The organism is Frankia sp. Mgl5 (assembly GCF_023242985.1).
In the GTDB taxonomy this organism is placed as follows: Bacteria; Actinomycetota; Actinomycetes; order Frankiales; family Frankiaceae; genus Parafrankia; species Parafrankia soli.
In genome coordinates this window covers 1-12075 of record NZ_JALKFY010000682.1, presented here as the reverse complement: position 1 = coordinate 12075, position 12075 = coordinate 1, and the positions used below count along the sequence as shown (strand labels likewise).

The window sequence follows — 12075 nt, the reverse complement described above, 5'->3', positions numbered from 1 at the left end:
TCCCGGCGGCTAACGGGTGACGGTGGAGGCCTCGGCGGCCCAGTAGGCGTCGCGCAGCGGCTTCTTGTAGAGCTTGCCGTTGTCCAGGCGGGGGAGTTCGGGCACGAAGTCGATCGACCGCGGCCACTTGAACGGCGCGAGCCTGGTGCGGCAGTGCTCCAGCAGCCGCGCGGCCAGCTCGTCGCCGGCGTCGGCCATCCGCACCGGCTGGACGACGGCCTTGACCTGCTCGCCGAGCTCGGGGTGCGGCACGCCGAACACGGCGACGTCCACGACCTCGTCGTGCAGCACCAGGACGTCCTCGATCTCGCGCGGGTAGATGTTCACCCCGCCCGCGATGATCGTGAAGTCCTTCCGGTCACTGAGGTAGAGGTAGCCGTCCTCGTCGACGTGGCCGATGTCGCCCAGGGTGCGCCAGCCGGGATGGGCGGGATGGCTGACGGCCCTGGTGCGGTCCGGGTCGTTGTGGTAGCGGAAGCCCGCGCCCTTGGCCTCGAAGTAGACCACCCCGTCCTGGCCGGCCGGGAGCTCCGCGTCATCCTCACCGCAGATGTGCAGCACCCCGCCCTGCGCCCGGCCGACCGATCCCGGGTGCGCCAGCCATTCCTCACTGGTCAGACCGGTGCTGCCGACATTCTCGGAGCCGGCGTAGTACTCGAAGATGATCGGGCCCCACCACTCGATCATCTGGCGCTTGACCTCGACCGGGCACGGCGCGGCCGCGTGGACGGCGATCCGCAGGCTCGACAGGTCGTAGCGGGCACGGACCTCGGGTGGCAGCTTGAGCATCCGGACGAACATCGTCGGGACCCACTGGGAGGTGGTCACCCGGTACCGTTCGATCGCGTGCAGGGCCCCCTCGGCGTCGAACTTCGGGAGGACGACGACCGTGCCGCCGACGCTGTGCATCAGCGCGGACACCCGCAGCGGGGCGGCGTGGTATAGCGGCGCGGGGGAGATGTAGACCGCTTCGGCGTTGAAGCCGAAGGCCCCGCGGGCGCCGGGAAGCAGCGGGACGTCGCCCTCGCTGGCGGGCCAGTCGGGCAGCGGGAACTGGATTCCCTTCGGCCGGCCGGTCGTCCCGGAGCTGTAGAGCATGAACGTGCCGCGGATCTCGTCGTCCCGGGGCTCGGCGGAGAAGCCGGCGGTGGCGGCGTCGAGGTCCTCGTAGTGCTCGGAGCCCCCGTCGAGCATGAGCCGCCGGACGACCCCGGGGGTCTCGGGGACGACGGCTTCGGCGACCTCGGCGAGCGCCCGGCTGCTGATCAGTGCCTTCGCCCCGCTGTCGTTGATCAGGTACGCGACCTCGGGCGGGGTGAGATGCGAGTTCACCGGGGTGATGTAGAGGCCGCAGTTGAGGCCGGCCCAGACCAGCTCGAAATAGCGCAGGTGGTTCTCGGCGAGAATCGCGAGGCGGTCACCCGGGCGCAGGCCCGAGTCGACGAGTAACCGGCCCAGGCGGTTGGAGCCCTCGACGAGCTCACGGTAGGTCAGGATCCGTTCCTGCCCGCGGGGGCCATCGGCGAGGATCACGGCGGGCTTGTCAGGGGTCAGCGTCGCGAAGTCTGGTGGGTACATCTGGTCCTCCAGGGAGAGAACAACGGTTCGCCATGCGGGAAACGTAGCTCTTTCAATGGGTGATACCAGATTCTTGGCGGTGGAGATAGATGGCCCGCGCGGTTCCGCGGAACCGCGGCTCAGCAGATGCGGGGGAGCTGCTCGCCGACGAGCATGTCGACGAGCCGGGTGCTGCCCAGCAGCGTGCGCATCACCACCCGGCCGGGATGACCGGCGACGACGTCGCCCAGGCGGGTGGCGTGCCGGCTCTCGGGGCGCGAGCGCATGACGGCCAGGATCTCGTCGGCTGCCTCGGGCGCGACAACGGCGATCAGGCAGCCCTCGTTGGCGACATGCAGCGGGTCGAGACCGAGCAGGTCGCAGGCGGCGGCGACCAGCGGCGGCACGGGCAGCGCCGTCTCGTCGATCTCGACACCGACTCCGGACGCCGCGGCGATCTCGTTGAGCGCCGACGCCACTCCGCCGCGGGTCGGGTCGCGCATCACGTGGATGTCGCCGCCGCGGCGTTCCACCATGGCCCGGACGAGACGGTGCAGCGGGCGGGTGTCGGAGGCGATGTCGGCCTCGAAGCCGAGGGCCTCCCGCGCCGAGAGCACGGTGGTGCCGTGCGCGCCGATCGGCCCGGAGACGAGCACCGCGTCGCCGGGGCGGGCGAAGGCGGCCGAGACGCGTGCGGCGGGCAGGCGGCGTCCGATGCCGGACGTGGTCACGAAGATGCCGTCGGCCGCGCCGCGGGGGACGACCTTGGTGTCGCCGCTCACGACGGGGACCCCGGCGGCGGCCGCGGCCGCACCGACCGAGGCGATGATCCGCCGCAGGTCGTCGAGGGGGAAGCCCTCCTCGATGATGTAGGCGACGGTGAGCGCGAGCGGCGTCGCGCCCATCATGGCCAGGTCGTTGACGGTGCCGTGGACGGCGAGCGTGCCGATGTCCCCGCCGGGGAAGAACAGCGGGCTCACGACGAACGCGTCGGTGCTGGTCACCAGGGTGACGCCGGCGACGTCGAGCACGGCGGCATCCTCGAGGACGCCGCCGCCGGGCTGGCCCGCCCGCGCCGTCAGGGCCGAGCCCGCGCCGAGGGCGGGCAGCAGGACGTCCCGGAGCAGCTCGGCGGAGAGCTGCCCGCCGCTGCCGTGCCCGAGCGTGACCCGCTCGGTCTCGGCGCGGGGGAGCGCGCAGCTGGCGAAGGTGGGGTCAACGGTGGTCACGACGCCCTCCCGGCGGAGTGGTAGGCGGCGCAGGTGCCCTCGGTGGAGACCATCGGCGCGCCGAGCGGGGTGCGTGGGGTGCAGACCGTCCCGTAGGCGGTGCAGTCGGTCGGCTCGCGGGCACCGGTGAGGATGTCGCCGGCGATGCAGGCCGGATGCTCCCGGGCGGTCAGCCCGGAGACGGCGAAGCGGGTCTCGGCGTCGTAGCGGGCGAACTCGTCGGTGAGGGCCAGGCCGCTGTCCGGGATGGTGCCGATGCCGCGCCAGGCGCGGTCACGCACCCGGAACACGCGGCGGATGGCCTCCCGCGCCCGGCTGTTGCCGTCGCGGTGGACGGCACGGGCGTACTGGTTCTCCACCCGCGCGTGGCCCGCCTCGAGCTGGCGGACGGCCATCAGGATGCCCTCGAGCAGGTCGAGCGGCTCGAAGCCGGTCACGACGACGGGCACCTGGTAACGGTGCGCGATGGGTTCGTACTCCGTCCAGCCCATGACGGCGCAGACGTGGCCGGCGGCGAGGAACCCCTGGACCTGGCGGTCGGGCGCGTCGAGGAGCGCCGTCATGGCCGGTGGGACGAGGACGTGGCTGACCAGGATGCTGAAGTTGGGCAGGCCGAGCTGGTGGGCGCGCAGCACCGCCATGGCGTTCGCCGGCGCGGTCGTCTCGAAGCCGACCGCGAAGAAGACCACCTGGCGGTCCGGGTGCTGTTCGGCCAGGCGTACCGCGTCCAGCGGGGAGTAGACGACGCGGACGTCGGAGCCGCGGGCGCGCAGGGCCAGCAGGTCGGTCCCCGTTCCGGGCACCCGCAGCATGTCGCCGTAGGAGGTGAAGATGACCTCGGGACGGGCGGCGATGGCCAGGGCCTTGTCGATGAGTTCGAGCGGGGTCACGCACACCGGGCAGCCCGGCCCGTGGATCATCCGCAGGCCCGCGGGCAGCAGGTTGTCGATGCCCTGGCGGACGATGGTGTGCGTCTGGCCGCCGCAGACCTCCATCAGGGTCCAGGGCCGGGTGGCCGTCGTGTGGATCTCGTCGAGGAGCTGCCGCGCGAGGGCGGGGTCGCGGTACTCGTCGAGGTATCTCACAGCTCCGCCTCCAGGGAGGTGCCCATCGAGCGGAGCATCTCCAGGGTGCGGTGCGCCTCGGCCTCGTCGACCATGCTGATGGCGAACCCCACGTGGACGATTACGTACTCGCCGACCCGCGCGTCGGGGAGGTAGGCGAGGCAGACCTCGCGGGTCAGCCCGTCGAAGTCGACCGTGCCCATGAGTAGGCCGGCGACGTCGACGGTCGCCACGATCCGGCCAGGTATCCCGAGGCACATGCTGGGCCAGTCTCCGGGGCGGTGGACAGGTGCGGCAAGGGACGTCCGGCCCGTCCGATCGGCTCGTACGGACTCCCGCGGTCGAGGCGATGAGGCTGCCGTCCGGCACCAAGGCGCGCACTAACGTCCACTCGCATGACGAGCGAATCCGGCCGGCCGTTGTCCGCGCGGCTGGCGGACGCGGGGGTCGACCGGCGGTCTTTCCTGAGATTCTGCGCGGGTGTCACCGCGACGCTCGCCCTGCCGGCCCAGTTGGCGCCCAAGGTCGCCTACGCGTTGGACAAGGTCGACCGTCCCACCGTGATCTGGCTGGAATTCCAGGACTGCGCCGGTGACAGTGAGGCGTTCCTGCGCTCGCGTAATCCGTCGGCCGCGGACCTGATTCTGGGCATGATCTCGCTCGACTACCACGAGACGGTGATGGCGGCCTCCGGCACGGCCGCGGAGAAGGCCCGCGACGACGCGGTGGCGAAAGGCGGGCACCTCGTCGTCGTCGAGGGCTCCATTCCGACCGGAATTCCCGGGGCGTGCACGATCGGCGGCAAGTCGGCCGAGGACATCCTGCGTGAGGCGGTCCGTGGCGCGGCCGGCATCATCAACGTCGGCACCTGCTCGGCCTTCGGTGGGATCCCGGCGGCCGGGCCGAACCCGACCGGGGCGGTCCGGGTCGAGGACGTCGTCGGCGGGGTTCCGGTTGTGAACCTGACCGGTTGCCCGGTCAACGCGGACAACCTGACCGCCACCATCGTCCACCACCTGACCTTCGGTGAGTTCCCGGCGCGGGACAGGTTCAGCCGGCCGCTGTTCGCCTACGGGCAGCGCATCCACGACACCTGCCAGCGGCGCGGCCACTTCGACGCCGGCGAGTTCGCCGAGCAGTGGGGCGACGCGGGCCACCGCAACGGCTGGTGCCTGTACCGGCTGGGCTGCAAGGGGCCGAGCACCTTCCACAACTGTCCCAGCGTCCGGTTCAACGGGGGGACGTCCTGGCCGGTGGCGGCCGGGCACGGCTGTGTGGGCTGCTCCGAGCCGGGCTTCTGGGACACCATGTCGCCCTTCTACGACCGGCTGCCGCACGTGGCGACCTCCGGTTTCGACCTCACCGCCGACAAGATCGGCGTCGGCGTGCTGGCGGCCACGGCGACCGGCTTCGCGGCGCACGGCGTCGGCAAGGTCGTCCAGCACCGGGTCGCCGCCCACCGCGAGAAGCAGGCCGCGCGGGACCAGGCGGCAGACGCGGAGGACGCCGCAGACGCCGCAGACGCCGCAGACAACGAAGCGCACAGCGACGAAAGGACGGGCGAAGCGAGATGAGTCGGCTTGTCATCGACCCGGTGTCGCGGATCGAGGGCCACCTGCGGGTCGAGGTCCAGGTGGACGGCGGTCAGGTCACCGAGGCCTACGCGTCCTCGACGATGTGGCGCGGCATCGAGACGATCCTGACCGGCCGGGACCCCCGGGACGCCTGGCTGTTCGCGCAGCGGATCTGCGGTGTGTGCACCTCGGTGCACGCGCTGGCCTCGGTGCGGGCGGTGGAGGACGCGGTCGGCGCCGTCCCGCCGCTGAACGCCCGGCTGCTGCGGGACCTGATCGCCACGTCACTGTGCGTACATGATCATGTCGTCCACTTCTACCACCTGCAGGCCCTGGACTGGGTCGATCCGACCGCGGCGCTCGCGGCCGACCCGGTGCGTGCCGCGGCGCTGGCGCAGTCCATCTCCGACTATCCGCGTTCCACGGCCGGCCTGTTCGCCTCGGTACAGACCCGGCTCAAGGTCTTCTTGGAAAGCGGGAAGATCGGGCCGTTCACCAACGGCTACTGGGGGCATCCGGCCTACCGGCTGAGCCCGGAGCTGAACCTGATCGCGTTCAGCCACTATCTCGACGCGCTGGACTTCCAACGAGACTACATCCGGGTGCACGCCCTGCTCGGTGGAAAGAACCCGCACCCGCAGACCTACGTGGTCGGCGGAATGGCGTCCCCGATCGACCTCAACAGCCAGGACGCCATCAACGCGAACACACTGCAGGAGGTGACGCAGATCCTGCAGCGGGGCCTCGAATTCGTCGAGCAGGTCTTCCTGCCGGACCTGCAGGCGATCGGCGCCGCCTATCCCGAGTGGGCGACCTACGGTCGGGGCCTGGGCTCCTACATGGTGTTCGGTGACTATTCACTGTCGCCGCCGGGAATCGCCCGGCCACCCCGGGACGGCCTTTTCCCCGGCGGGATCATCCGGAACGGGAACCTCTCGGCGAAACCGGAACCCTTCGACCCGTCCGGTATCGCCGAGTCCGTCGCCCATTCGTGGTTCCGCTACGACGATCCCGGCGCCGCGCTGCCCCCCTGGAAGGGTGAGACGACCCCGCAGTACACCGGACCCGAACCCCCTTTCGAGCAGCTCGACGTCGCCGGGAAGTACACCTGGCTGAAGGCGCCGCGCTACCAGGGAGCGGCCATGGAGGTCGGCCCGGTGGCCCGCATGCTCGTCGGCTACACCTCCGGGGACGCCCGCATCCGCCCGCTCGTGCAGGGTGCGCTCGACGCCCTGCACCTGCCGCCCGAGGCGCTGATGTCCACCCTCGGCCGGGTGGTGGCCCGCGGCCTGGAGACCAGGCTGATGGCGCAGTACTCCCTGGAGCTCGTCAACCGGCTGCGCGACAACGTCGCCGCCGGCGACCTGGCCGTCGCCGACACCGGGCGATGGCGCCCGACCTCCTGGCCGGAGGGCGCCCTGCTCGGCGTCGGCTTCCACGAGGCGCCCCGCGGGTCGCTGTCGCACTGGGTCGTCATCGAGGACGGCCGGATCCGCAACTACCAGGCCGTGGTGCCGACCACCTGGAACGCCAGCCCGCGCGACGCCGAGGGGAACCCCGGCGCCTACGAGGCCGCGCTGGTCGGCACACCCGTCGCCGATCCCCAGCGGCCGCTGGAGATCCTGCGCACCCTGCACTCCTTCGACCCCTGCATGGCCTGCGCGGCGCACATCTACGACGCCGAGGGCCGCGACATCATCGAGGTGCGGGTCCAGTGAGCGTGACCGCGCCCGCCCCGCACACCGAGCACGCGGAGCTCGTCCGGTTCCGGGTCTGGGATCTTCCGGTCCGCCTCATCCACTGGCTGCTGGTGCTGGACCTCGTCGCCCTGTCCGTCACCGGCTACCTCATCGGGAACCCGGACATCCACCCGGGCGGCCACGTCTACTGGGTCACCTGGACGAGGAGCATCCACAAGGTCACCGCGTACGTCTTCATCGCGCTCATCCTGGCCCGGGTCATCTGGCACCTCCGCTCGCCCAACCCCTGGTCCCGGTGGACGGAGTGGATCCCCAGCACCCGGGAACGGCTCGGCCAGATCGTCCCGTCGGTGCGCTTCTACACCTTCCTCTCCCGGGAGGCACCCCCGGTCATCGGCCACAACCCGCTCGCCGGCCTCACCTACACCGTGCTCTACACGATGTTCGGGGTGGAGATCGTCACCGGCCTGGTGCTGTGGGGTGTGGAGGGCACCGGCTGGGCGGCCTGGCTCACCGGCTGGCTGCTCCACGTGGTGTCACTGCCGACGCTCCGGCTCGTCCATCACCTGATCATGTGGCTCACCTGGGGATTCATGATCCACCATCTCTACAGCGCCATCCTGGTCGACCGGGTGGAGGGCACCGGCGTCCTGACCTCGATCTTCTCCGGCCACAAGTTCCTCCCGAAGGACCACCTGTGACGGACCCGGCCGACCTCCGGGCGTCCACCACCCCGACGGACGCCCCCGTTCTGGTGCTGGGCATCGGCAACGAGCTGCTCGGCGACGACGGCGTCGGCGTGGTCGCCGCCCGGCGGCTCGGCACGCCGCCGATCCCCGGGGTTGACGTCCTCGACGGCGGGACGCTCGGGCTGATGCTCATGCCCTACCTGGCGGGCCGCGACGCGGTCCTCATCCTCGACGCCGTCTCCACCGCCCACGGCCGGCCCGGCGATGTCATCGTCATCCCCGACGGGGACGTCCGCCGCGGCCACGGCGTGCGCGCCACCGCCCACGACATCGGCCTCGTCGACGCGCTCGCCGCCACCGAGCTCGCCGGCTGCGCCCCCCGGCACGTCGCCCTGGTGGGCGTCGTGCCCGAATCCGTCACCGAACGCTGGGGCCTGAGCTCCCTGCTCGAATCCCGCGTGGACGCGCTGGTCGACGCGGCCCGCTCCGTCCTCGCCGAATGGTCCGTGCTCGTCGAACAGAAGGTGCAGGTACCCGGACATGCATGAGGCCGGCCTCGCCCGCTCCGCGGTCAGCGCCATCGCCGAGGCCAGCGAGGGAACCCCGGTGCGGACGGTGGTTCTCGCCGCCGCGGCCGGGGTCGACATCGCCTCGGCCACCGCCGCGTGGCAGTCCGCCGCCGCCGGAACCTGCCTCGAGAACACCCACCTTTCCTGGGAGCACGCGGCGGACCGGCTGCGCTGCTTCGCCTGCGGCCACGAGTACGACGGCGCCCGGCTCGACCCGTGCCCCTCCTGCGGCGGCAACGGGCTCGTCGTGACGGCCGCGGACGAGCTGGCCGTGGTCAGCTGGACCACCTGACCAGGTTGTCAGACCGGCGTCACCTGTGAGACCCGCCAGCCGTCCGGCGTGCCGACGAGGTTGATCTCCTGCACCACCGAACTGGTGGCCGGCTGCCGGTTCAGCACGCCGCCGCTCGCGCCGACGATGGCGAACGGCGTCATGTGCGACCGGAAATGCAGAACCGCGATGGACGAGGTCTCGGTCAGCACCGTCACCGCCTCGATGACCTGTCGGCCACCCTGTCCGTGCCCGCCGATCGCGGCCATGGACCGGATCGCGGCCTCGTCGTCGGCCCGCGCGTTGCTGCCTGCGGTGTAAACCCCGGCCAGCAGACTGACATCCACGGTTTCGTAGGCGGCCACCCGGGCCTGGTCGAGCGTGGCGAGGACGCCGATCCAGTACTGCGCGCGGGACGGGTCCGCAGGTGGCTGGAGGCTGGCACCCGCCGGTGCGGGTGTGGTGACGGCGACCACGCCGGAGGCCTGCGGGGAGGACGCGTCGGACGCGGTGCCACCCGTGGTGGGCTGCGGGGGCACGCCCACCACTGTGGGGGTGCCGCCCGGCGCGCCGGGCGCCGCCGGCGCCATGGCCGTGGCCGTGGAAGCGGCTCCGGACGCGACGGCGGGCGGCGGCGCGACCCGGTCGGAGCCCGTCGGGTGGTGGACGACGGCCAGGGCCACGCTCGCGACACCGAGCGTTGCCGCTGTCGCCGCCGCGGCGGCCGCTGCGCGGCGCCGGGCCATCCCGCGCCGGTCTGTCCCGTGACGGCCTGTTCCGCGGTGCCGCTGCGGGCCCGCCGGCTGAACGGCCGCCGACCGTAAGGACGCGAGGGACGCCGCGGGCGGTGGCTCCGCGGGCGGTCCGAGGCCGGCGACGGTCAGGACCGGGGTCGCGGCCCGTGACTCCTGCGCTGACTCCTCCGCGAGTGACCGGGCCGCCAACACCTCGGCCATCGGGCGGGTCGTTGATCCGGTCAGCTCGCCGAGCAGTTCGGCGGCGCTCGGCCGACCGGCGGGATCCTTGCTCATCGCGGCGCGCACGAGCGGGAGCAGTCGGGGATCCAGGCCGTCGAGGCCTGGTTCGTCGTACACCACCCGGTGCATGACGACCGGTATGGCGGCGACCCCGAACGGGGGCTTACCCGTCCCGGCGAAGGCGACGACACCACCCCACGCGAACACGTCGGCGGCTGCGGTTGTGGTCTCGTGGGTGGCCTGCTCCGGTGCCATGAAGGCGGGCGTGCCGACGGTGTCGGAGGCGCCGGTCAGCAGCGAGCCGGACTCCAGCGACAGCGCCACGCCGAAGTCGATGACCCGCGGCCCGGTCTTCGACAGCAGCACGTTGTCGGGCTTGATGTCCCGGTGGACGAGGCCGGCGCTGTGGATCGAGGTAAGCGCGGCCGCGATCGCCACGGCGAGCTGGTGCAGGTCGGTGGTGGACAGCGGCCCGTGCTCGTCGACCGCGCTCGCGAGCGTCGGCCCGTCCAGGAACTCGGTGACGATGTAGGGCCGCCCGTCGAACACACCGAAGTCCAGCACCTCCGCGGTGCAGAACGGCGCCACGCTGCATGCGATCCGGGCCTCCCGCTGGAACCGGGCCAGATACCGCTCGTCGCGGGCCAGATGCTCGTGAATGATCTTGACGGCGACGGAACGGCCGTCCAGCGAGTGGGCCAGGTACACCCGACCCATCCCACCGCTGCCGAGGACACTGTCCAGGACGTGCGCTCCGATGGACCGGGGATCAGCCGCCCGCAGCGGCGTCCCCCGGCTGACCACCATCCACGCACCCCCGAAGCTGCCAGTGTCGGAGCGCCGACACATGCCGCATAACTGGGCAGAACCCTACCCGCCGTCCGCGCGGTCGTCTGTCTGCGTGCGGGCGGTCCGAGCGGCGATGGCGGCGGACCGGTTGTCGCTTGTCAGCCGGAACATGAGGCGCTCGAGAATCGGCAGGATTTCCGTGACGTCGATTTTCTCGTCCGCGAACCGGCCGATGGCGGCGTAGATCATGTTGGTGAGAATGAGATTGAAGTCCGCCAGATACTGCGGGTCGCGACGAAGATTGCGGCCCTCGGCTACGGCGTCTCCGACAACTCGAAGCAGTGCGTGGACTCGATCGTCGCGACGATCAAAAAATACAACGGTGACACGGGCCGGGAGATCGCCTACTCGAACAACTCGTTGCCTTTCGGCCTGCCGAACGGACTCGGGTCGGAGGTGTCCGCGATGAAGCGGGCGGGCGTCCAGGTGGTGATCACCTGTTTTGGCATCAACGGCTCGACGACACTCGAGACCGAGCTCGACCGGCGGGACCCTTCTTCACCCGGGCCTCGATGATCGCCGCCACGAGCAGGTTCACCGACTACAGCGCGGACGGCCTGGTCAACCCGACAGACTGGAGCCGCCAGCACGAGACGCCCACCCAGGACAAGCCGTTCGTCTGCTGGTCCAACGCCAACCGCGACTGGTCCGAGCCGAAGTCGACCAGCTTCGCCTGACCGAACCGCCGCTCGGCGGCATCTCACCACTCGACGTCGGCGGTCTACCGTGGGAAGAGCCTGCCCCAGGGTGCCGCTGCGTCTGGCGAGGTGGACGGTGGATGAGGGATCGCTGTACGAGGTGCTCGGGATCGTCTGCACCGCGACCGACGCCGAGATCCGGGCCGCCTACCGCCGTGCGGCCAAGCACGCCCATCCGGACGCGGGTGGTTCGCCCCGGTCGTTCCAGCGGGTCCATGCGGCGTATCGGGTCCTGGGCGATCCTGCCCGCCGGCGTGCCTACGACCTGGGAGTCGCCCGATCGGCCGAGGCCAGGGCCCGGCCCGGCACGTCCCCGTCCACCCCGGCTGACGCGGGCGGCCGTGCGGGCGGAGTGAGTCGGCCCGTCAGCCGGCCCGATGGCGGTGTTCCCCACCCGGACGCGCGGGAGCGGCGCCGCTACCTCATCGCGATGGCCGTGTGCCTGCTGTTGTTCGTGCTGGCGGGAACAGTCGTGCGGCTGTTCTCCGTCCCGGCGGCGCTGGGAATGATGATCCTCGCCATGGTCATCCCGCCGGCGGCGGTGATCTCCGTCAGCCGCCCACCGCCCCACCGCTGACCGGAGCCCGCCGCACCCGGCGTCCAGCTCGCGGCCCGGCAACATCCTCGTCACCGAGTACGCGCGTAGCGCCTTCACCGGGACGGGTCTGGCGCAGCGGCTCCAGGGTGACGAGGTCACCCTGGTGACCGTCGTGGGGATCGCGACGGGTACCACCCAGGACGTTCCGGCCCTCCTCGCCAGCCGGTCATGACCGCGCCGGTCCGCCGCCCGTGCGCCGTTCGGGTGTTCTGCGAGTCCGTGCGGTGCCGCGGAACACCATGATCGGGAAAGGCGTCATGATCGGCGATGTCGGGGGCGTCGCCGGTGTCCCGGGCCGGC

At 71.6% G+C, this 12075-nt stretch carries 14 protein-coding genes; 8 read left to right on the top strand and 6 right to left on the bottom strand.

What is annotated here, in order from left to right:
- Positions 1 to 9 precede the first annotated feature (9 nt).
- The 4 genes from MXD62_RS24480 to MXD62_RS24465 form a co-directional block, all read right to left on the bottom strand.
- A complete protein-coding gene (locus MXD62_RS24480) occupies positions 10 to 1578 on the bottom strand; it encodes an acyl-CoA synthetase (RefSeq protein ID WP_248831801.1) in 1569 nt (522 codons plus the stop codon).
- A gap of 119 nt (positions 1579 to 1697) precedes the next feature.
- The gene (gene hypE / locus MXD62_RS24475) at positions 1698 to 2786 is read right to left on the bottom strand and encodes a hydrogenase expression/formation protein HypE (protein WP_248831800.1); all 1089 of its coding nucleotides are present in this window, start codon (positions 2784 to 2786) and stop codon (positions 1698 to 1700) included.
- Positions 2783 to 3871, bottom strand: a complete 1089-nt coding sequence (hypD, locus tag MXD62_RS24470) for a hydrogenase formation protein HypD (protein WP_248831799.1) — start codon at positions 3869 to 3871, stop codon at positions 2783 to 2785. Before hypD ends, hypE begins: the two co-directional genes overlap by 4 nt.
- Positions 3868 to 4110, bottom strand: coding sequence for a HypC/HybG/HupF family hydrogenase formation chaperone (locus tag MXD62_RS24465; RefSeq protein WP_071065878.1), 243 nt, complete (start codon positions 4108 to 4110; stop codon positions 3868 to 3870). The genes hypD and MXD62_RS24465 overlap by 4 nt, the downstream gene beginning before the upstream one ends.
- A 135-nt stretch (positions 4111 to 4245) precedes the next feature.
- On the opposite strand from MXD62_RS24465, the gene MXD62_RS24460 reads away from it, so the two are divergent.
- The 5 genes from MXD62_RS24460 to MXD62_RS24440 are packed head-to-tail and all read left to right on the top strand — an operon-like array spanning position 4246 to position 8674.
- Positions 4246 to 5424 carry a hydrogenase small subunit gene (locus MXD62_RS24460; RefSeq protein WP_248831798.1) on the top strand — a complete coding sequence of 393 codons (1179 nt, stop codon included), beginning with the start codon at positions 4246 to 4248 and terminating at the stop codon, positions 5422 to 5424.
- Positions 5421 to 7142 carry a nickel-dependent hydrogenase large subunit gene (locus tag MXD62_RS24455; protein WP_248831797.1) on the top strand — a complete coding sequence of 574 codons (1722 nt, stop codon included), beginning with the start codon at positions 5421 to 5423 and terminating at the stop codon, positions 7140 to 7142. Before MXD62_RS24460 ends, MXD62_RS24455 begins: the two co-directional genes overlap by 4 nt.
- A complete protein-coding gene (locus MXD62_RS24450) occupies positions 7139 to 7825 on the top strand; it encodes a cytochrome b/b6 domain-containing protein (protein ID WP_248831796.1) in 687 nt (228 codons plus the stop codon). The genes MXD62_RS24455 and MXD62_RS24450 overlap by 4 nt, the downstream gene beginning before the upstream one ends.
- Positions 7822 to 8361 (top strand): HyaD/HybD family hydrogenase maturation endopeptidase, encoded by a 540-nt coding sequence (locus MXD62_RS24445; protein WP_248831795.1) that lies wholly within the window; start codon positions 7822 to 7824, stop codon positions 8359 to 8361. The genes MXD62_RS24450 and MXD62_RS24445 overlap by 4 nt, the downstream gene beginning before the upstream one ends.
- Positions 8354 to 8674, top strand: a complete 321-nt coding sequence (locus tag MXD62_RS24440; RefSeq protein ID WP_248831794.1) for a hydrogenase maturation nickel metallochaperone HypA — start codon at positions 8354 to 8356, stop codon at positions 8672 to 8674. Before MXD62_RS24445 ends, MXD62_RS24440 begins: the two co-directional genes overlap by 8 nt.
- Before the next feature lie 8 nt (positions 8675 to 8682).
- Here the strand turns inward: MXD62_RS24440 and MXD62_RS24435 are convergent, their stop codons facing one another.
- The gene (locus MXD62_RS24435) at positions 8683 to 10437 is read right to left on the bottom strand and encodes a serine/threonine-protein kinase (RefSeq protein ID WP_248831793.1); all 1755 of its coding nucleotides are present in this window, start codon (positions 10435 to 10437) and stop codon (positions 8683 to 8685) included.
- A gap of 63 nt (positions 10438 to 10500) precedes the next feature.
- Positions 10501 to 10668, bottom strand: coding sequence for a hypothetical protein (locus MXD62_RS24430; protein WP_248831792.1), 168 nt, complete (start codon positions 10666 to 10668; stop codon positions 10501 to 10503).
- A 96-nt stretch (positions 10669 to 10764) separates the two neighbouring features.
- Between MXD62_RS24430 and MXD62_RS24425 the strand changes: the two genes are divergently transcribed.
- The 3 genes from MXD62_RS24425 to MXD62_RS24415 all read left to right on the top strand — a co-directional run bounded on the left by MXD62_RS24425 (position 10765) and on the right by MXD62_RS24415 (position 11754).
- Positions 10765 to 10995, top strand: a complete 231-nt coding sequence (locus MXD62_RS24425) for a hypothetical protein (RefSeq protein ID WP_248831791.1) — start codon at positions 10765 to 10767, stop codon at positions 10993 to 10995.
- Positions 10992 to 11156 (top strand): hypothetical protein, encoded by a 165-nt coding sequence (locus MXD62_RS24420; RefSeq protein ID WP_248831790.1) that lies wholly within the window; start codon positions 10992 to 10994, stop codon positions 11154 to 11156. Before MXD62_RS24425 ends, MXD62_RS24420 begins: the two co-directional genes overlap by 4 nt.
- A gap of 97 nt (positions 11157 to 11253) precedes the next feature.
- A complete protein-coding gene (locus MXD62_RS24415; RefSeq protein ID WP_248831789.1) occupies positions 11254 to 11754 on the top strand; it encodes a DnaJ domain-containing protein in 501 nt (166 codons plus the stop codon).
- Positions 11755 to 12075: the final 321 nt, after the last annotated feature.

Bases quoted from the DNA above. Each gene is read 5' to 3' on its own strand.
- MXD62_RS24435 (WP_248831793.1), bottom strand. From the start codon at position 10,437: ATGGTGGTCAGCCGGGGGACGCCGCTGCGGGCGGCTGATCCCCGGTCC.
- MXD62_RS24430 (WP_248831792.1), bottom strand. From the start codon at position 10,668: ATGATCTACGCCGCCATCGGCCGGTTCGCGGACGAGAAAATCGACGTC.
- MXD62_RS24455 (WP_248831797.1), top strand. From the start codon at position 5,421: ATGAGTCGGCTTGTCATCGACCCGGTGTCGCGGATCGAGGGCCACCTG.
- MXD62_RS24440 (WP_248831794.1), top strand. From the start codon at position 8,354: ATGCATGAGGCCGGCCTCGCCCGCTCCGCGGTCAGCGCCATCGCCGAG.
- MXD62_RS24420 (WP_248831790.1), top strand. From the start codon at position 10,992: ATGATCGCCGCCACGAGCAGGTTCACCGACTACAGCGCGGACGGCCTG.
- MXD62_RS24460 (WP_248831798.1), top strand. From the start codon at position 4,246: ATGACGAGCGAATCCGGCCGGCCGTTGTCCGCGCGGCTGGCGGACGCG.
- MXD62_RS24480 (WP_248831801.1), bottom strand. From the start codon at position 1,578: ATGTACCCACCAGACTTCGCGACGCTGACCCCTGACAAGCCCGCCGTG.
- MXD62_RS24465 (WP_071065878.1), bottom strand. From the start codon at position 4,110: ATGTGCCTCGGGATACCTGGCCGGATCGTGGCGACCGTCGACGTCGCC.